The 17091-nt window shown below is 59.1% G+C and carries 18 protein-coding genes and 1 tRNA gene; 6 read left to right on the plus strand and 13 right to left on the minus strand.

Features of this window, described 5'->3' with window-relative positions:
• Positions 1 to 667 precede the first annotated feature (667 nt).
• Entirely contained in the window at positions 668 to 1384 is a 717-nt protein-coding gene (locus tag FMN63_RS13510; protein ID WP_148584488.1) for a dienelactone hydrolase family protein, read from the minus strand.
• A gap of 60 nt (positions 1385 to 1444) precedes the next feature.
• Positions 1445 to 2170, minus strand: a complete 726-nt coding sequence (locus FMN63_RS13515) for a type 1 glutamine amidotransferase domain-containing protein (RefSeq protein WP_148584489.1) — start codon at positions 2168 to 2170, stop codon at positions 1445 to 1447.
• Positions 2171 to 2301: 131 nt separating this feature from the next.
• On the opposite strand from FMN63_RS13515, the gene FMN63_RS13520 reads away from it, so the two are divergent.
• Positions 2302 to 3174, plus strand: coding sequence for a LysR family transcriptional regulator (locus tag FMN63_RS13520; RefSeq protein WP_162530040.1), 873 nt, complete (start codon positions 2302 to 2304; stop codon positions 3172 to 3174).
• A 112-nt stretch (positions 3175 to 3286) separates the two neighbouring features.
• Here FMN63_RS13520 and FMN63_RS13525 read toward each other — a convergent pair.
• A tRNA-Ser gene (locus tag FMN63_RS13525) sits at positions 3287 to 3376 on the minus strand.
• A 452-nt stretch (positions 3377 to 3828) separates the two neighbouring features.
• Here FMN63_RS13525 and FMN63_RS13530 point away from each other — a divergent pair.
• Together FMN63_RS13530 and FMN63_RS13535 are read left to right on the plus strand one after the other, a co-directional pair.
• Positions 3829 to 4122 carry a hypothetical protein gene (locus tag FMN63_RS13530; RefSeq protein ID WP_148584491.1) on the plus strand — a complete coding sequence of 98 codons (294 nt, stop codon included), beginning with the start codon at positions 3829 to 3831 and terminating at the stop codon, positions 4120 to 4122.
• A 341-nt stretch (positions 4123 to 4463) separates the two neighbouring features.
• Entirely contained in the window at positions 4464 to 5228 is a 765-nt protein-coding gene (locus FMN63_RS13535) for a DUF930 domain-containing protein (protein ID WP_148584492.1), read from the plus strand.
• 112 nt (positions 5229 to 5340) lie between these two features.
• Here the strand turns inward: FMN63_RS13535 and FMN63_RS13540 are convergent, their stop codons facing one another.
• On the minus strand, positions 5341 to 5580 hold the full coding sequence (locus tag FMN63_RS13540; RefSeq protein ID WP_148585568.1) for a hypothetical protein: 240 nt from the start codon (positions 5578 to 5580) through the stop codon (positions 5341 to 5343).
• A gap of 568 nt (positions 5581 to 6148) precedes the next feature.
• Between FMN63_RS13540 and FMN63_RS13545 the strand changes: the two genes are divergently transcribed.
• From FMN63_RS13545 to FMN63_RS13555, 3 genes are all read left to right on the plus strand, one after another.
• On the plus strand, positions 6149 to 6571 hold the full coding sequence (locus FMN63_RS13545; protein WP_148584493.1) for a DUF2147 domain-containing protein: 423 nt from the start codon (positions 6149 to 6151) through the stop codon (positions 6569 to 6571).
• 114 nt (positions 6572 to 6685) lie between these two features.
• Positions 6686 to 7159: a DUF2147 domain-containing protein gene (locus FMN63_RS13550; protein ID WP_148584494.1), complete on the plus strand. Its 474-nt coding sequence runs from the start codon at positions 6686 to 6688 to the stop codon at positions 7157 to 7159.
• A 33-nt stretch (positions 7160 to 7192) separates the two neighbouring features.
• Positions 7193 to 7591, plus strand: a complete 399-nt coding sequence (locus FMN63_RS13555; protein ID WP_148584495.1) for a nuclear transport factor 2 family protein — start codon at positions 7193 to 7195, stop codon at positions 7589 to 7591.
• A 4-nt stretch (positions 7592 to 7595) separates the two neighbouring features.
• Here the strand turns inward: FMN63_RS13555 and FMN63_RS13560 are convergent, their stop codons facing one another.
• From FMN63_RS13560 to fliK, 9 genes are all read right to left on the minus strand, one after another.
• Positions 7596 to 8072 carry a GNAT family N-acetyltransferase gene (locus FMN63_RS13560; RefSeq protein WP_148584496.1) on the minus strand — a complete coding sequence of 159 codons (477 nt, stop codon included), beginning with the start codon at positions 8070 to 8072 and terminating at the stop codon, positions 7596 to 7598.
• A 35-nt stretch (positions 8073 to 8107) separates the two neighbouring features.
• Complete coding sequence (locus FMN63_RS13565) at positions 8108 to 9652, minus strand: glycosyltransferase family 39 protein (RefSeq protein WP_148584497.1); 1545 nt, start codon at positions 9650 to 9652, stop codon at positions 8108 to 8110.
• Positions 9653 to 9761: 109 nt separating this feature from the next.
• Complete coding sequence (locus FMN63_RS13570; protein WP_162855029.1) at positions 9762 to 10550, minus strand: transporter substrate-binding domain-containing protein; 789 nt, start codon at positions 10548 to 10550, stop codon at positions 9762 to 9764.
• A 39-nt stretch (positions 10551 to 10589) separates the two neighbouring features.
• Positions 10590 to 11300, minus strand: coding sequence for an amino acid ABC transporter permease (locus tag FMN63_RS13575; RefSeq protein WP_148584498.1), 711 nt, complete (start codon positions 11298 to 11300; stop codon positions 10590 to 10592).
• The gene (locus FMN63_RS13580) at positions 11297 to 11977 is read right to left on the minus strand and encodes an amino acid ABC transporter permease (RefSeq protein ID WP_148584499.1); all 681 of its coding nucleotides are present in this window, start codon (positions 11975 to 11977) and stop codon (positions 11297 to 11299) included. The genes FMN63_RS13575 and FMN63_RS13580 overlap by 4 nt, the downstream gene beginning before the upstream one ends.
• Before the next feature lie 246 nt (positions 11978 to 12223).
• A complete protein-coding gene (locus FMN63_RS13585; RefSeq protein WP_148584500.1) occupies positions 12224 to 12619 on the minus strand; it encodes a GFA family protein in 396 nt (131 codons plus the stop codon).
• Between the two features lie 4 nt (positions 12620 to 12623).
• Positions 12624 to 14102, minus strand: a complete 1479-nt coding sequence (gatB, locus tag FMN63_RS13590) for an Asp-tRNA(Asn)/Glu-tRNA(Gln) amidotransferase subunit GatB (protein ID WP_148584501.1) — start codon at positions 14100 to 14102, stop codon at positions 12624 to 12626.
• 229 nt (positions 14103 to 14331) lie between these two features.
• Entirely contained in the window at positions 14332 to 14616 is a 285-nt protein-coding gene (locus FMN63_RS13595) for an EscU/YscU/HrcU family type III secretion system export apparatus switch protein (RefSeq protein WP_148584502.1), read from the minus strand.
• A gap of 13 nt (positions 14617 to 14629) precedes the next feature.
• Positions 14630 to 15694: a flagellar hook-length control protein FliK gene (fliK, locus tag FMN63_RS29500; RefSeq protein WP_162530041.1), complete on the minus strand. Its 1065-nt coding sequence runs from the start codon at positions 15692 to 15694 to the stop codon at positions 14630 to 14632.
• Between the last annotated feature and the right edge of the window lie 1397 nt (positions 15695 to 17091).

Genomic DNA, 17091 nt, shown 5'->3' on the forward strand with positions numbered 1-17091 from the left:
CCATAACGAACCGGTCAACTGATAGCGGTGCGCCCTTTCGTGGACCCGGCAGACGGCAGTTCTGGGCAGGTTCCATTTATCTGTCTCGCCGGCTCCCAAAATCCCGCCGGCATCAATACCACGCCTCTCTCCAGACCCAACGCTGATCGTAATCGCCCCATTAGCCTCCCCCGCCTTCAAAGCGGCCCGCCAATGTCCGTTCTTGCCAACGGCAGCTGAGGCATAGCATCAGCGGGATATAACTGCTCTCCGCCCAGATATTGATTTGGTTTTGGATTGGCCGTGTGCGTCTGAGCTAAGGTGACTGTCTCAAAGGTCCGCGATCCATACGCCTGAAGGGCGTTCGTGATGCGCTCTGCATCAAAGAACGGGTTGCAGCCACCTTAGAAAGCAGTCCAGCAGCCGTGGGGAAGAATAGGTCTTCAAACAGACACGCTTCCAGGACACCGAGACAAGCGCGTTACATTGCTGTCGGCTCGACCAGGGATCACAAGTTCCCGGCAGGAAAACTGGCTGAACGTATCGGGGAGAAATAGAGAGAAAAATGGGCCCGGGGGCAAGTGGCGGGCCATGCGGGATAGCGATGAGAACCATGTCTACGCCATAGCCCTCCAAGGCGACTCAATCCTTCGTCGCAGGAAATCTCCCCGCCGGAGCGGTCCGGTTTTTACGACGCTTCTACCTGTTCGTCTATGAAGGCCTTGATAGCCGAGCGGGCGCGGGCCGCGGACAGCGGTGAATAACAAAGGCGCGCTTTTGGGTCGCTTCCAGCCTCCGGATTGTCGAAGGCGTGGCCGGTCTGACTGAACAGCATGACACGCAGGTCGTTGCCCGCGGCATCCATTTCGGCAACCAGTTCGGCAATCACCGCCATCGGCGAGACCTGATCCTGCGTTCCCTGCAACACCAGCACCGGTGCCGCGATCCGCGTCCCCATCCCCTCCGCTGCCGCCTTAAGGAGCGCCGAACATGTGATGATCCCGGCAACAGCGCCGCCACTGCGTCCGAAATCCAGCGCCGCCGTGCCGCCGGCGCTGAACCCGAGGCAAAAGATCGGCGTGCCTTCAGGCAGTGCCGCTTTCAGAGCTGCGACGCAGGACGCCACTGCGGCCGCTCCTTCGTGCCGGTGGCCGAGAAGGTGCTGCACCATCGGGCCGACCTGATCCGGGCTGTCCGGGTTGAATCCGTCGCCATAGAGATCGGCGATGACGACCGTGCAACCGAGGGCGATGAGGTGCTGGGCATGGTCATGCGCCAACGGACCTTGTCCGCGCCAATCGGGGAGCAGGACCACGCCGGCACGCGGTGTCTCGACCCTCGCGGCTATGAAGGTGCCGATATAATTGCGCGCGCCAGCGGAGTAGTGGATAGCTGTGTCAGTCATGACCTGTCCCTCGTGTGAAGTAACGACGATCAGGGTCCGGCAGACGGGATGGCCCCGGATTTAAGCCGCGACCGGCGGGTCGATTGCCGCCACCAGCAATTCGGCGACGGCCTGAACCGAAGCCGGGTTCTGGCCGGTGATCAGATTCCCGTCACGGATAGCGTAGCTGGCAAAATTGTCGGTGCCTTCGAAGATCGCTCCATTGGCCCGCAATGCGCTTTCAACCAGAAATGGCACCGTTTTCGTCAATCCCACGGCCTCCTCTTCGGCGTCGGTAAAGGAATTGACGCGCCGCCCTTGAACGATGGGGGTCCCGCTAGAAGTCCTTGCCTCGATCAATCCGGCGGGGCCATGGCAAACGGCGCCGACAATGGCATTTCGATCAAACATGCGGCCAACAACACGGGCCAGATTGGCGGATTGAGCGAAATCCCACATGGTGCCATGGCCACCGGGAAGGAAGATCAGGCCATAGGCATCGGGATCGACATCTGCGATGGCGATGGAGCTCTGCAGTGCAGCCATCGCGGCAGGATCGTCCAGAAACCGCTGAACCGAGGATTTACGGCTTCCTTCCTCGCCTATCGAAACTGGATCGGCAGGCGGTCTGCCACCGGCAATTGAAGCGATTTCGACGGTCACGCCGGCATCATGCAAGGCCCAATAGGGCGTTGCCATCTCATCCATGTAAAAACCCGTCCTGCGTCCCGCCTGCGCGCCGGCCTCGGCGGGAAAGGCGCCGACGGAGGTCAGAACAATCAAGGCTCGATTTGGTGCGAAAGTCATTCGTTCATCCATTTATGAGGGCTCGGCATCAGAAGCCATGCTCAGGATGTAGGTCGCTCCAGTTATTCGCAGTAGCAAGAAGTTCATGTAGCTGCCATAATTTATCTTATGTCGACCCGCGGTTTTTGGCCATGAACCTCAATCATCTTCGCACCTTCGCCGAGGTCTGGCGCACGAGATCCATTTCGCGCGCATCGGACATTTTGAACATCACCCAGCCCGCCGCGTCGGGCCAGATCAGGGCGCTGGAAGCCGAGCTTGGCCATGCCCTGTTTCGTCGTCACGCGAGAGGCGTCGAGCCGACTGTGGTTGCCAATGAGCTGGTAAACATGATCGGCGACAGGCTTGATGGTGCTGACGCTGCGTTTGAACGGCTGCGGTTGCGTTCGGATGCGTTGGAAGGCGTCGTTCACTTCGCCGGACCTGCGGAGTTCGTGGGGGCTTCAATGCCGCCCGTTACCGCCGTCTTGGCCACGCAGGGAATTGACCTGCATATCCGCTTGGGTGGGCGGGATGCAATCTATCAGTGGTTCGCGGATGAGGTGATAGAGCTTGCGATCACGGCCTCCGAACCCGATGATCGGGCGCTTGGCTATCAATCCGTTTTCGAGGAAGAGCTGCTTGTCGTTGCAGCCCCGAATCTCGATCTAACTTCGATCCCTCGCGCTGACTGGCCGTGGCTGGCCTATGATGAAACATTGCCACTGATCCGCAGCTATCTTGCCGCCGTTCACACCGACATTCCAGCGCGCCCGGCTCTGATCGCAGGGTCGCTGACTTTTTTGCGGGATGCCGCGATGGCTGGAGCTGGCGTCGCGGTTCTTCCTGACTATCTTTGCAGCGCCGCGATCAGCGAGGGAAAGCTAGTCCATGTCGACCCGATAAACCGGCTTCCGGCCAATCGCATCTTCCTCGCATGGCGCAAGGCCGCGCTCCGCAGCCCCCGTGTCGTGTTCACCCGAGACAGATGCCTCGTAGAACTTGCAAAGCTGGAAGCCAGATAAGGTTCGGGAGTCATTCGATAGTACGCACTCAACAGCCGAGCCCGATGAGGGGGGGGTCAGTAGCGTACAATCGGCGGCGCGATGGCTATTGGAAGCGGCAATCGGCGGCCAATGGCGGAGAGGAAGGGATTCGAACCCTCGAGACGGTTGCCCGTCTACTCCCTTAGCAGGGGAGCGCCTTCGACCACTCGGCCACCTCTCCGGTCCGTCCCGTTTAGTGCCCGAAGCCTTGGGAAGCAAGCCCTTTTTGATTTACAGAGCAGGTTTTCCACGCCCCCTGCTGCGTAACCGTGTGCCGAAATAATCGGCGGGCGAATGGAGATACACGGGTTTGTCCTGGCAAATCACCACCGATGTCCACGCTGCCGGATTACGCGCGGCTGCGCGCGGTTCTCACCGTTCGGTTTGTGACTTCGTTTGAAACGCGGACTGATTATTGAGGCTCGTTGTGCGCACCGGACAAACCCGTTTTTCCCGCCCTGGAAACATCGACGCTGCGAACGCAATCAATTTGTCGAAGAACATGGCCAAGATCCGGCTGTTCGACATCTTCGAAGAAACCCGGCAACCGGTTGTACGGCAGTATGCTTTGCTCGTAGGATCAGTCGATACCATCGCTGCCCCCAACCCGGGCCGTATACTTAGGAAATTCCGATGAGACAGATCGAAGGAATTATCGAGGGGCCGCTGACGATTACCGACGACAGCCGCTTAAGCGGTATCGCAAACGGAGATATCTCTGTCGCGCCAAACGTCTCGTTCAAAATGTCCGGCATTTTGAACGGCGATCTGATCTTGGGGGAAAACAGTCGGGTGACGTTTGACGGCATGATCAACGGAACGCTACGCAACAAAGGCGGCACGGCAACCGTGGTCGGAAAAGTTTCCGCGGTAGACGACCCATCCGGTTCCACGGTTGTATCGCCCGATTTTCAGTCAAGCGAATGAGAGCATCCTGGCAGATTTACCTTGAAAGCGGTGTGAAATTTCTCTCACTTTCAAGCGTTCGGGCGATGGCACACTCATCTGATTTTGCCTCCGGGAGAATGTTGTCACGCCCCTGATATTCCGGTTCAATTACCCGCTGAGCAGCGCGGCGGAACTGGGCCGTAGACAGCTTCAGGCCCAATAGACAAACCGCAAATCAGCCGGCTGCGTGTGCGCGTGTTCTGACCTTCTTCCTGTGCCACTCTTGAACGCGCTCATGTTCCATCGCACCTTCATAATTAAGCCGCAGTCCTCTGGTGCGATGGGCACTCTTCAACTTGTCCGAGTATCGGAGAAGTGCCATGGCCGAGCTCACTCCTCCGACACATCCGGCACACCTGACACGCTTTGTCGCGGAAAAGTTTCCGTGGCTCTGTGCGCTTTGGCTGCACCTTGTGCTTTATGTGGTGTTGAGCGACGCAGCCCTGTGGCGGAGCGTTTTGCCGGTTCCGCCTGAGCCTGTCTCGGTCGAGATCATTCCGGAATTCCTGCCACCATCCCCGCCGGAAGTGCCAGCGGAGGAACCTCAAGAAAGCCGGCCGCAAACGGCAGCGGTTCCGCCGCAGAGTTTGCCCGATCCTGCTTCCGGTTCGACGGGCGCTTCGGACCAGCCGCCCTCCTCTAGTGCCCGTGTGCCGGAACAGACAGCCCCGCCGTCTTCTGCCCCCAAACCTGAACAGGAGTGGGTTACTGCCAAAACCTATTTTGCCACTGACGTGCTGGACGACCCGCGCTCCGCGCAGGCACGTGAGTTTCTTCCGACACTTACTAGTGAAGACGGGCGCGAGCAGATATGCGCGTTGGAGGCGATGGAGCAGGTGCGCCATGCACGGCCGGGGTTCAAGCCAACACGGCTTGCGCCGCATGCTTTCCGAAATTCATTTCAAAAGGAAGATACGATCGTCGTGCCCGCCGGTGCTCTCAGAAGCAACAGGGTCTGGTATGAGATCGCCTATAGGTGCCGGCTGGACGCCAGCGGCAAGGTCGTCAACTGGTTCGAATATGCGCTTGGTGCGCCCATCGACCGATCGCTCTGGGACGAATACGGTCTGGCGCCGATCCATTGACGGGATCGGTCCCGGCAAAGGTCCGGGAACTGGACGCGGCAGAAAACTGTGCTGCCGCGTCAGGGTGTGAAATTTGGTTCAGGTGCCGTATGGCCGGCAGCCTTCACGCAGTTCAATGCATCGACAGCCATTCACGGGCCGAACGCTGCGCTTCGGCGATTTCGGTCGAGGACATTTCACCGGAGATTTCCTTGCGGTAACGTGCTGCGTCCTTGTTGCCCTTGAGAGCGGCAATGTTGAACCACTTATGCGCGGTGATCAGGTCCGTCGCGCCATGACGGCCACATGCGCTGTCCAGACCCATCTGGAACAGGATGTCAGCGGTAACCGGCTTTTCGCCGATGATGGCCATATCGGCCGAGTTGATTTCAAAACGAGCCATAACGCTCCCCTTTCGTCGTCTTTTCGACTTCTGTGGAACGGGCCGATCCTTCTGGATCGACCGTTCCGGTTCCTACTGCCTATCGGTCGCGTTGCTGAACACAAATGCCCGCCACGGACCGACCCAAGAAACACAAGCTTTCACGAAGCTTTCCCCGTTGTTTCTTGATCTCTACTTCATCAGCAGCAGTTAAAAGGGGCGTTAAGAGACAGGTTTAACGTAATGCGAATAAAATTTTAAATAAGTCTGAAATTCACAATGCGGTAAGTATGTGGTTGAAATTTCCTCTTTTCAATCAATCACATTCTCCGAAAATTTGACAAGGTCGATCAACCTTCTGTTCACCATGGATTCGTTTCCACATCTCTTTGTCTGACTGTGTCCCTCTCCGGGGCTACCAGATCGCAGCGCTTCGCTTTCTCTCCACCAGCACAAGGTTTTCGGTAGAGGTGACGTTGGGTGACGGCTTTTCAGCGGGTTTTCAGGCCTATACATTCCCTTTCCGTAAACGGAAGGCTTTCCGCTTTGGGAGGAACAAATGCTCAAGACCATTCTGACGTCCGCATTTCTGGCGGGCGCCCTCATCACCACAACGGCAACGATATCCCTGGCCGGCGATGCCACGGGCGACTGGGTCCGGCCCAACGGCGCTTCCAAGATCCGGATCAGCTCCTGCGGCAGCTCCCTGTGCGGCAAGCTGATCTGGCTGAGAGACCCGCGCAATGACACGAAGAACCCGGACGCGGCCAAACGGGATCGGCCGCTACTGGGCGTGCAGATCGTTCACGCCATGAAGCCGACCGACAAGGAAGATCAGTGGAAGGGCAAGGTCTATAACGCCGAGGATGGCAAGACCTATACCGGTTTCATTGAACTGACGTCCGCCAACGCGCTGAAGCTGGAGGGTTGCGTCATGGGTGGCCTGATCTGCAAGGGGGAAACCTGGAAACGGGTGCAATAAACGCCTGACCAGAGCCTGAAATTGCCAAATCAACTGATTTGGCCTTTCCTCCGTCGCAATTGCCGGTCACAGATTGTGGCGCAGTCGTCACCAGCATTGCGGCGGGGGATAATCTTGGTTCCTTTTTCTTTCTTTGTGTCTGCTTTTCCAGCTTCCAAACTTTATTCACGCGCGGGTCTGTTTGCGCTTCTGCTTGCGGGGGCTGGTGGAGAAGCCGCGGCCGCGCCGGACATCAACGGCAAATGGCAGACACCGGCAGGGGCCGTCATCAAGATTGAAAAATGCGGCAAGGTGCCCTGTGGCAAGATCGTCCGGTTTCCGGCGCCCAAAGGCTATTCCATGGAATCCACGCCGGATCTCAAAAACAATGACCCAAGCAAGCGCAAGCGGAAGGTGCTCGGCCTGACCGTGCTCTGGCGGCTTGCACCGCAAAAGAATAGCTGGAAAGGTCGGGTCTACGACCCTCGGCGCGGCTTCAGCGCAAATGCCACCGTACACCGCAAAAGCGCATCCGCCCTGGAAGTACAGGGCTGCGTCCGCGTTGTCTTCAATGTGTGCGAGAAGGAAACCTGGCGCCGGGTCGACTGACCACGCCAATTTCCAAGATCAGCCCGGTGAACCATGCCTGACACGAGCCTCCAGCCAGCGGATGTCGAAACGCTCACAAGGCTGGAAGAAAGCCTGTGGCAGACCGAAACGCGTTACGATCCGGTCCTGATGGATCAGCTTTTTGCGGACGACTTTTTGGAATTCGGCCGATCCGGCCGTGTTTACACGCGTGAAGACCTGATCCTGCCTGCAAGTGCCAAGCGGCCCATCGATATGCGTTTGCCCCTGCCCCGCCTGAGGTTCACGCTGATCGACACGAACTCGGTGCTCGTGACCTATGTCAGCGAAGTCCGACGCGAGAGCGGTGAGGTTGAACGGGCGAACCGCAGTTCGATCTGGAGCAGACATAACGGAGCCTGGAAACTGAGGTTCCATCAGGGCACGCCGATCCAGACACCGGCTGATACCTGAAGGCTCAGACGAACATCTTCTTGTAGCCGAGATGACTTTGATCATAGCCAAGGCGTTTGTAGAAGTGATGGGAGCCTTCACGTTCCTTGTTCGACGTCAGTTGCACCATGCAGGCGTTGCCCTGTCGTGCCAGGTCCTCGGCCTTCTCCATCATCAACCTGCCGATGCCGGCGCCGCGCTGGTCTGCGCGCACATGAACGCTTTCCAGTTCCACCCTGGGGCGGCCCTGAAAGGCGAGGCCCTTCATGAAATGAATCTGGAAGGTACCAACCACCTCGCCCCTTTCCGAAAGCGCTACATAGATGTCGCACTCAGGAGCCGTAACCAGAGCATCAAAAGCTGCTCGGTAGTCCTGCCAGTCGGCAAACTCCTTGTCCTTGCGCACGCTGGTTGCGCCCGCATTGATGATAGCAACAATCTCACGCAGATGTTCCGGGCGGGCTTTTTCGATGGAAATCGCTGAGTGTGTTGTGTCCGGCATGATCGGTTCGCGCCTTTGGTCGGGAAAGTGTTCGGTCAGCGGCAGACGGGGCTTTCAGGCGGGAGCTTGGCAACGCCCCACCAGCTCGTCCGCCAACCGGTTGCCTTCCACAAATGCGGCCAGGCGCCGGTCAGATATGTTGCCTCCAGCGGCTCGGCAGCGCCCCAGAAAGCGGCTTGCTGAAAGCGCTCTGCGGCAGGCGCATCCGGCTCCCTGTCGCCCTCTTCCCAGATGAAGAAACAGCTTGAACGTGGCGGCGTTCTGGCCGGAATGGCCTTGGTTACAAGGCGGGCGTCAGGGAAGAGAACCCTCAGGTTGCCGCCGGTGTAACCATCGTCAGCAACCAGGGTCGCGTCCGCTGCTCCCAGTTCGGCCAGTGGCGCTTTCAGGTCCGCGTAGGGCTTCATATGCCGGCACTTGCCACCGCACCAGAATTTGTCCGGGGCTATCAACCCGGGAACGCGGGCAAGAAAGGCAACGGCGACGACTGCCAGAAGAATGGCTGTCAGCCAGCGCCACTGTCTTTGGAAACCAAAGCGCTCGAGATCGGCGAACAGCCACACGGGCAACAGCAACAGCAGCGGGTGCATGTGCCGTTCCTTCACGTAGGTCGCGCCGGTAAGCGCAATCATCAGCGCGGTCAGCAGGATCATCACCAGAACCGTGCGCCCGCACAGGCGCGCCACGTTACTGACGGGGGGTGTTTCGGGTTGCCTGCGACCGAGATAGCGTGGCCAGAACAACAGCAGCAGTAGCGGAACCAGCGGAACGGAAAAGCCGACAAGTCCGAAGGCAAGCTTCCCGAGCCCTTCGCCGGCGCGCATCAGATGGGATGTTTGTGCGCTGACGCCCATGGTGTCGGAGACCGATGCCAGCAGCTTCAGCCCTTCGCTGAAGATCCAGTAGGCGTAAGGGCTGTAGATCAGTGCCGCCGCAAAGGGCACGAGCACCAGACCTGAAACACGCAGCCGGCTGCGCCAGGATTGGTCGCTTGCCGCGGCCAGGATCAGGGCCAGAACGAAAATCGGGTAGGAATGCTTGCCGAGCAGCCCTGCCCCGGCCGCCATGCCGAACAACACGTAGAAGCCGAGCCGCCCCGTCTCCAGTGCCTTCAGGAAGAAGAAAGCGCTCATGGCGCAAGCGGTGGTCAGAACCACCGTGTGGGTCACACCTTCATGAAGGTTCCAGCCGAACTGGTAGAACAGCGAATAGGAAAAGACACACAGCGCCGCAAGGCGCGTGTCGTGAATGGCCTTGCGCGCGATCAGGAACAGAAACAGCGCGGCTATGGAAATCAGGGTGTATTTGACGAAAAGCGCCGCCCAGATCGTCGGGCCGAACACCTGTTGCGCAGACCAGAGCAGCCACTCGTAAAGCGGCGGCTGACGCAGCATGTAACCGGGCTCCAGGGTCTGCACCAGAACGTTCTCGAACATGTCGTCCGTGCCGAGCACCGGCGTGTTCAGTGCCCTCAGCAGGATATGCGCGAGCCCCCAGAGGGCGACGATGGCCCAGACGCCAGCAGGCGTTGCATAAAACGGAGCCGGCCTTGTCCCGGCGGTCGAACTGCGAAACATCATGGCAGGGGGATACAAGATTTTCAGAAGCCTGTAACCTCGCATTTTCCCATGCGAAAACAAAAAACGCGCGGCTTGGCACCGCGCGTTTCAAGCGTTCATCCGGATGGCTTCAAAGGGCTGGCAACGGCGGCAGTGGTGTCTTCAGCCATTTCTTCGAAAGTTCATCCAGCTTGCCGTTCAGCTTCTTGTGCAGAACGAAAACATTGACCCACTGCAGCAGGTCGATGTTGCCCGTCTTCACACCAATGAAAGACGGCGAGTTGGCGATGATGAACTTGTTTTCCAGATCGAAGTCCGGGTTGTCATTGGAAATACCCAGCGCGACCATGTTGCCGGTCACGATGACATCTGCCTGGCCGGAAACATAGGCAGCGATGGTGGCGGCATTGTCGCCAAACCGGATGATCTCGGCATCTTCCGGCGCATCCGCCGTGATTGCCAGATCTTCAAGCGTGCCGCTGGTGACGGCGATTTTCTTGCCCGAGAAATCCTCGATGGCGGATACTTCAACGTCAGGCTTGGCAAAGGCTCCGGAAAAGAACGGGGCATAGGCAGAAGAGAACCAGATCGACTTTGCCCTTTCCGGATTGGCACCGAGCGTCGCGATTACCAGATCCGCCTTGTCTGTTTCCAGAAACGGAATGCGCTGTTTGGAGGTGACGGGCACCAGTTCCAGTTCGACGCCGAGATCTTCGGCAATCATCTTGGCGACGTCGATATCGTAGCCTTCATACTCGCCTTCGCTGCCCAGCGAGCCGAATGGCGGAAAGTTTTCCGGTGTAGCGATCTTGATCTTGCCGGCTTCCAGAATGTCCTTCAGCTCTGCGGATGCGGGACTTGCGATCATCAAGGCGGCAGATACCGCCAAGCCGGTCAGCCCCAGAAATCTTTTCAACATTACGCGACCCTCCTTCGGTTGTTCTTCAAGCGCGATTTGTCAGGTGGCGGCGGCAGCCCCACCTCTGGACGATGCGGACCCAAGACGCCTTTCCAGACGCCGCGACCACACAGACAACGGAAAACACAGAGAAAAGTAGATCATCGCCATCAGCGGATAGATGACGAAGGGCTGAGTGCCGGGCACGGGTGCGTTCGCCCAGCGTTTGCCAATCGTCATAAGGTCGTGAAAGCCGATGATGTAGGCAAGAGACGTACCCTTGATGATCTGCACCATGAAGCCGACCGTAGGCGCAATGGCCAGGCGAAACGCCTGTGGCAGAATGATCAGAAGCATGATCTGCGCAAAGGTCATGCCCAGCGCCTTGCCGCCTTCATGCTGACCTGCAGGAATGGCTGTCAGTGCCCCGCGCCAGACTTCAGCCAGATAGGCGCTGGTATAAAGCGTCAGGGCAATGCCGGCCGCCCGCCACGGATCCACCTGGATCTTGAATAGATGCGGAACACCCAGCCCAAGCAGGAACAGCAGCATCAACAGGGGGACTGACTGGAACAGCCAGGTGTAGGCAGTGAAGATCCGGCGAAGTGTCCTGACCGGCGAGACCCGAGCGGCGGTGACGCACGCACCGATCAAGCCGCCACCGATGAAAGCGATCAGCGACAGATAGATCGTATATTGGGTCGCTTCCACAAGCTGGAACAGGACGATGCCAAAAGGCTTGCCAAGGATAGCGACAAAGGCGTCTTTCATCGAACCACCTTCCATTTGAACAGCCAGTCATGCAGCAGCGACAGGACTGTTTTGAACCCCAGCGACATCAGCAGATAGATGATCGTGAGCGTGAAGAAGATCTCGAAAGATCGGAAATTCCGGCTGTCGATGAACAGGCCTGCCCAGGTCAGGTCGGTAACGCCAATTTCCGAAATGATGCCGGTCGTCAGGAACAGGAAGATGAACTGACTGTTGAGCGAGGGAAACATGGAGGCGACCGCCTGAGGCAGGCACACCTTCACGAAGCTGAGCCAGCGCGGCAGGCCGAGCGCATCGGCGGCCTCAGTCTGACCATCATCAAGGGAGGCCAACCCCGCGCGAAGGATCTCGGCAAAATAGGCGGAAAAATTGATCGAGAGCGCCAGCAGTGCATGGGCCCAGAAGGGCCATTGATAGCCAAGCAGCAGCGGCAGCCCGAAAGCGACGAAAAACATCTGCACGATCAGGGGCGTGTTCCGGATGAATTCCACATAAGCCGCCGCCACTTGGGCCAGAACCGGGATCTTGTAATGACGGACAGCGGCCAACAGTACGGCCAGCAGAAACCCGAGAACGCCGCCGCCGATCGTCAGCGCGGCACTGATGAAAGCCCCCTTGGCAAGAAGCCACAGGTATTCCGGATTCCGGTATATCTCGAAAAATCTAAGGTTTGACATTCATGCCAACCAGAGAAGCAAGGCCACCCTTCATCTCATTCTTCCAATGGTTCGAACCTGAGCCCAAAAAGCAAGGCTTGTGCCAAAGGAAAGAATTGGAGGTCTGCGCAGTAAATCTGCGACACTACTTTAAGTATAAGCGAACGACGAAGGCATTTGCCTATTTATTGATCAGGGTCTTTTTTGAGCAAACTGTAATCGCCCGACATAAACGGAAATCAGGGCCGTCAGCAAGAGCGGGCCGCTTCAGTCCACAAAGGTCCAGGTATCGGCACCGTCGAAATGGCGCAGGCCGATGGCTTCGATGGTACCGGGAGGGGCAAGGCGGAGGTTTACGGCCAGGCGGTCGGGATAGTCTGCCGACAGGCTTTGCCAGTGCGTGGTGCAGCCGCAGGTGCTGCATGTATAGAACGCCAGCCCCTTGTCACCCCAGGAATAACTGAGCGTTGCACCGGGTGCTGCCTTGATCTCGATATCGCCGGTTTTCCCATGGCCCCAGATGGTGCCAAGACGGCGGCAGAGAGAGCAGTTGCATTCAACAGCGTGACGAGGCGGTGTCTTCATTTCATAAGACACAGCCCCGCAATGGCAGGAACCGGTGATGGGCAGCTCGACTTTCGAAGCTGTCCCCTCACCGGCCATGGTCTTATTCCAGACCGATCTTCTGTTTCAGCATGTCGCTGACGGCCTGCGGGTTAGCCTTGCCCTGAGACTGTTTCATCACCTGGCCGACGAACCAGCCGAGCAGACCCGGCTTGGCGATGGCCTGCTGAACCTTGTCCGGGTTTGCGGCAATGATCTCGTCGACGATGGCTTCAATGGCACCGAGGTCGGTCACCTGCTTCATGCCCTCTGTTTCAACGACTTCTGCGGGATCTCTGCCCGTTTCGTAGACGATCTCGTAGACATCTTTTGCAATTTTTCCAGAGATTGTGCTGTTCGATATCATCTGCACAATGGCACTGTTTGCTTCTGGTGAAACAACCATCAGATTGACGGGTACGTCTTTGTTAACCCGGCCCAAATGTTCGTTTATCAACCAATTAGCTGCTCGCTTCGCGTCAACACCTGTTGCAATCATTTTATCAAAATAGTCAGCTAATTCTTTCTCCGATACAAGCACGGAGGCATCGTAAGGGGAAAGGCCAAGTGAAACGAAACGATTCTTCTTCTGATCCGGCAATTCCGGCAGGTGCTGTGCCAGTTCGTCGACGAATTCCTGCGTGAACTCCAGCGGCAGCAGATCCGGGTCCGGGAAATAGCGGTAGTCATGCGCTTCTTCCTTGGAGCGCATGGACCGCGTTTCACCCTTTACCGCGTCGAACAGGCGGGTTTCCTGATCGATGGAGCCGCCGTCTTCCAGAATGGCAACCTGACGGCGGGCTTCATATTCGATGGCCTGACCGACGAAACGGATCGAGTTGACGTTCTTTATCTCGCAGCGGGTGCCGAATTCACCGCCCGGGCGGCGCACAGAAACGTTGACGTCAGCCCGCATGGAGCCCTGGTCCATGTTGCCGTCGCAGGTGCCGAGATAACGCAGGATGGTGCGCAACTTGGTCAGATAGGCCTTGGCTTCGTCAGAAGAGCGCAGATCCGGCTTGGAGACGATTTCCATCAGAGCCACGCCGGAGCGGTTCAGGTCGACGAACGACATGGTCGGATGCTGGTCATGTAACGACTTGCCGGCGTCCTGTTCCAGGTGCAGACGCTCGACACCGATCTCGACCTGTTCGTCCGGCATGTCGAGCAGGATCTTGCCCTCGCCGACAATCGGCTGCTTGAACTGGGAAATCTGGTAGCCCTGCGGCAGATCCGGGTAGAAGTAGTTCTTGCGGTCGAACACGGATTTCAGATTGATCTCGGCCTTGAGCCCGAGGCCGGTGCGGATCGCCTGACGCACGCATGCCTCGTTGATCACCGGCAACATGCCCGGCATCGCCGCGTCGACAAGGCTGACGTTATCGTTTGGGTCCTTGCCGAATTCCGTGGAGGCGCCGGAAAAGAGCTTGGCTTCGGACGTGACCTGGGCATGGACTTCCATACCGATCACGATTTCCCAATCGCCCGTCGCGCCCTTGATGAATTTCTTCGGATCGGGTGTGCGTACGTCGACAATCGTCATAGTCGTCAAAAATCCTGTTCGTTTTGATTTCGCGCTCGATCAAACAGCGGGGAAGACTTGCTGCGGCGCGAATTTGTAGCCGTTTGATGACCTAGTCGGGAATTGTCCCGGCTGCAAGGTTTTCCTTGCCCGAAACGTCGGCTTTCGCACAGCAGGACGCAACTTCGTCGCTGAACGGCCTGACAATCCCCTCCCTGCAGCGGCTGACCTTGGGGCCAGCCAGATTGGGTCATTCCTGCGGAGGGTGCTTGGCATGCCCGGTGCGCATGATAAATCCGATCAACACGGCAACCGCCTGATACAGCTCAATCGGAATTTCCTGATCGACCTCGATCTGCGACAGGGCCTCCGCCATCATCGGGTTCTGTTCAATCGGCACGCCTGCTTCACGTGCAAGCCGCTCGATCTGCTCCGCCACGGATCCGGTGCCCTTGGCGGTGAGGACAGGAGCGCCCTCATTCGCATATTGTAGCGCGACCGCCAGCTTCTTGCCTGGTTTGTCCTGTTCGCTCATGGCCGGTTCCGTCTCATGATTGCCTGTCGATCAGCGCGCCAAATTTGGCGGCGGTTCTTGGCGGCAGTCCCCGGATCAGACGCAGTTCCTGAAGATCCAGCCCCGCATCGGCAAAAGCGGCTTCCATGGTTTCGCGCACTGCGTTCAGACTGTCGAAGGTCTCCTTGCGGTCAACCCACAAGCTGGCATAGGTACCACCACCGCGCAGGCTGATCGCGGCTTCCAGTGGGCCTGTGGCCGTCAGATCGAGCGCAAAACGCAGGCGCCAGGCCGGTTCGCTCTCGTCTTCGTCCTTGTTTCCAGCGCCATCGCGGCCGACCTGCATCTGGAGGACGGCCGTTTCATGACCGAACGCAAGCGGCAGCTCAACCACAAGATCCATCGGTCGCGAGCCTACGCGCGGCGCATCCTCCCTCGACAGTTTCGTGTTGCTGAGCTGGGTGAGCCGCAGCCGTGCCAAGGCAGAATCGGTTTCCTTCAGAAGAGCCTGAAGATTTTGCGAGGCCGCCCCTGCCCAGAAGCCGCTGCTGGTCTGTTGCGCCTGCCCGTGCGGCGCCCCATGCCGGGAGGGCGCCGGGGGCTGTCCCGCGGGACGGCTGATTTCGGAGCGCGCACCCAGTTGCTGCAACAGGGCCTTGAACGATAACAGGGCGGATTTCAGGTCGGGCAGCGCAGCTTGCCCCGCTACAGGCGCGCCAGAAGGCAGAGCCAATTGTGCTTCGCGGAATTGTCCGGACAGGCGTACGGCCTGCTGCAAGTCCTGCGCTGTCGGTGCCTGGGTGGACGGCAGGCGAAACCCGAGGATCTGCTGCATTGCCTTGACCACGGGATCAGGCAAAGAAACGTTTCCGCTGCTCTGCGCCGACATGAGGCTTCCAATCTGGGCAAAGAGACTGCCCAGACCGGCCTGCTGCTCGCTCAGCGGCTGCTTGAGCATGTCTGCGATCTGGCTGGCCGGTTGTGAGCTTGCCGGCGGCAGACTGGCGGCTTGCCCTTGTCCGGCAGAAGTGGCGGCTTGTGAAACGGATCCGCCTGCAGAAGCCGGATAGGGCTGGGAAACGGCGGTGCGCGTCAGCACTGCCGCTTGTCCCCCCGATGACAAGAAGGTGCTGCTTGTCTGTGCAGTGGCTTGATTGGCCGCTCCAGGCCCAGGCGGGTATGCGGCGGGCGCGGAAGACGGACCGGCATTTGACGTTGAGACGAGCGGCGGCGGCTGTGTACCCAGATTGGAACTGTTACTGATCACGCCTGACGTCGGACCTGGCCCCGGTGCTGTGTTGGCAAGCGGGGTAGCCGTTCCTCCCCCACTTGCTGGCATCGAACCCGATGCCTGTCCGACGACCGGAGCTGGAGCGCCAGGCGTGCTTCCGGCTGGCGGGCTGGGGTTTCCTGCAGCAACACCACCTGGCAGTGGCGCTGATGCCGGATTGCCCTGCGAAGCGGGCGGCGTTGAAGCAACCGCTGAGCCTGTTGCTGGTGAGGTCGGCAGTCCTTGAGCAGATGCGACGGTGGGGGAAGCAAAAGGTGCGGTCGCCACCGGTGCGGCTTGCAGGGGTGAGCCCGTAGCGGCTGGAGCGGTCGCTGCCGCCGGCGTCGACACCGGTTGGCTGATTTGCTGGCCCGGCAAACCAACCCCGGGTTGACCTGAACTGCTTGGTGCCGGGGCTCCTGCCCCCGGCTGAACCACACCGGTTGCAGTGTTCGTCAAGGCGGCAGGCGACGAGGACTGAGGAGCTGTGGTGACAGGGCCCCCTGCTTGAGGTGTCGTACCTGCTGGGGCCGGCGCGGTCGCTGTCTGCGGCATAGCTGCCGCCAGTTGCCCGGCACCTGCGCTTGAGGTTGCACTGTTTGGAACCGGCGCGGAAAACTGAGCTTGGCCGATTGCAACCGGAGGCACCGCAGAACCTTGAACTGCAGGACCTGCCGGAGGTGTCGCATTGACAGGAACTTGTACCGAAGCGGTCACCGGGGGCAGAGGTTGAGCCTGTGCCGTGTTTCCGGGAACTGCTGGCTGCGCCGAAGCGCCCCCTTGTGGGGCAGAGGCAGGAACAGGACCTGCCGAAGGTGGAGCCTGTGGCAGAGGCTGGCCACTACCGGTTGCCTGCCCCGGCGCCGTGTTGACGGACAGGACCTGTATCAAATGCGCCAGAACCGGCGCCGGCTTGGGATAGGCCGCAGCCGTCGAGGGCTGTGGCTGCAATTGCGCGCCGGCCTCCGACAGCAAGAGGGCCTGGCCGGCCTGGCCTATTGGGGCTGGCGCTTGCGATCCCTGAGCTTGGGGTATCTGGCCTTGTGATCCCAGAGCTTGAGGTGCCTGAGTTTGTGGTGCTTGAGTTTGTGGTGCTTGAGTTTGTGGTGCTTGAGTCTGGGGTGTCTGAGTCTGGACGGTTTGTGTCTGGGGTGACTGGGCCTGAGGCGTCTGGGGTTGGGATCCCGGATTTGGCGACGATGGCGCTGGTGTGGCCGGCTGCTGCG

This window comes from Stappia sp. BW2 (assembly GCF_008107695.1).
Taxonomy (GTDB): Bacteria; Pseudomonadota; Alphaproteobacteria; order Rhizobiales; family Stappiaceae; genus Roseibium.

Coding starts and splice junctions, on each gene's coding strand:
- FMN63_RS13510 (WP_148584488.1), bottom strand. CDS start 1,384: ATGACTGACACAGCTATCCACTACTCCGCTGGCGCGCGCAATTATATC.
- FMN63_RS13515 (WP_148584489.1), bottom strand. CDS start 2,170: ATGACTTTCGCACCAAATCGAGCCTTGATTGTTCTGACCTCCGTCGGC.
- FMN63_RS13520 (WP_162530040.1), top strand. CDS start 2,302: ATGAACCTCAATCATCTTCGCACCTTCGCCGAGGTCTGGCGCACGAGA.
- FMN63_RS13530 (WP_148584491.1), top strand. CDS start 3,829: ATGAGACAGATCGAAGGAATTATCGAGGGGCCGCTGACGATTACCGAC.
- FMN63_RS13535 (WP_148584492.1), top strand. CDS start 4,464: ATGGCCGAGCTCACTCCTCCGACACATCCGGCACACCTGACACGCTTT.
- FMN63_RS13540 (WP_148585568.1), bottom strand. CDS start 5,580: ATGGCCATCATCGGCGAAAAGCCGGTTACCGCTGACATCCTGTTCCAG.
- FMN63_RS13545 (WP_148584493.1), top strand. CDS start 6,149: ATGCTCAAGACCATTCTGACGTCCGCATTTCTGGCGGGCGCCCTCATC.
- FMN63_RS13555 (WP_148584495.1), top strand. CDS start 7,193: ATGCCTGACACGAGCCTCCAGCCAGCGGATGTCGAAACGCTCACAAGG.
- FMN63_RS13560 (WP_148584496.1), bottom strand. CDS start 8,072: ATGCCGGACACAACACACTCAGCGATTTCCATCGAAAAAGCCCGCCCG.
- FMN63_RS13565 (WP_148584497.1), bottom strand. CDS start 9,652: ATGATGTTTCGCAGTTCGACCGCCGGGACAAGGCCGGCTCCGTTTTAT.
- FMN63_RS13570 (WP_162855029.1), bottom strand. CDS start 10,550: ATGTTGAAAAGATTTCTGGGGCTGACCGGCTTGGCGGTATCTGCCGCC.
- FMN63_RS13575 (WP_148584498.1), bottom strand. CDS start 11,300: ATGAAAGACGCCTTTGTCGCTATCCTTGGCAAGCCTTTTGGCATCGTC.
- FMN63_RS13580 (WP_148584499.1), bottom strand. CDS start 11,977: ATGTCAAACCTTAGATTTTTCGAGATATACCGGAATCCGGAATACCTG.
- FMN63_RS13585 (WP_148584500.1), bottom strand. CDS start 12,619: ATGGCCGGTGAGGGGACAGCTTCGAAAGTCGAGCTGCCCATCACCGGT.
- gatB (WP_148584501.1), bottom strand. CDS start 14,102: ATGACGATTGTCGACGTACGCACACCCGATCCGAAGAAATTCATCAAG.
- FMN63_RS13595 (WP_148584502.1), bottom strand. CDS start 14,616: ATGAGCGAACAGGACAAACCAGGCAAGAAGCTGGCGGTCGCGCTACAA.